The sequence below is a fragment of the Clostridioides sp. GD02377 genome (assembly GCF_045899875.1).
GTDB classification, from domain to species: Bacteria; Bacillota; Clostridia; order Peptostreptococcales; family Peptostreptococcaceae; genus Clostridioides; species Clostridioides difficile_A.
In genome coordinates, this window is sequence record NZ_JBJODA010000072.1 from 1 (window position 1) to 655 (window position 655).

The 655-nt window shown below is 33.0% G+C and carries 1 pseudogene; it reads right to left on the reverse strand.

The annotated features are described in order from the left end of the window. Positions 1-502 (reverse strand): annotated as a pseudogene (locus Q3304_RS20845) (replication protein); the annotation flags it as partial. Positions 503-655 lie beyond the last annotated feature (153 nt).

The window sequence follows — 655 nt, forward strand, 5'->3', positions numbered from 1 at the left end:
TACCATTTTCTTTTAAATCTATTTTCTTTTTAATACTATTTTCTTTTATGTTGCCGATTTCCCGACCCCGGTTTTGCCGACTTCCGGTTTCACCGACCTCGGTTTTACCAGCTTCCGGTTTTACCGGAGTCGGGAAATCGGCACACGGTTGAGATTCAGTATTTTCAACGTTTTCAGAATTTACACTTTGAGGTGTATCAAAAATATCATATCTATAACCTTTCATTTGACCTTTTTTATCCCTTATTTGTGTCCTAATGACAAAACCTTCTTGCATAAGCTCCTTTAAAGCATTGCTTACTTTTGTCTTACTATCTTTTCTATAACTTATTAATGATTTTGCATAAACTTTATGACTACCTGACCTTTGAAATCTTAGCATCTGAGTAACTACCCCTATAGCTGAATAAGAAAGATTTTTATTATCAAGTATTGTGTTAGGTACTCTTGTAAAAGGGTCATCAAAATTTATATGAAAGTATGTTTCATTATTAAAGTCCAATATATCACCTACTCTTGATTTCGCTTATCTAAAATGCTCTTATATCCATTTAGAACCTTTTCATACTCTTGCTTAGTCAAATCTATTGCTAGCTTACTAAACTTCTTATAAACCTCGCTATCGACTCTATTTTTATCCTTATCTATAGACTCG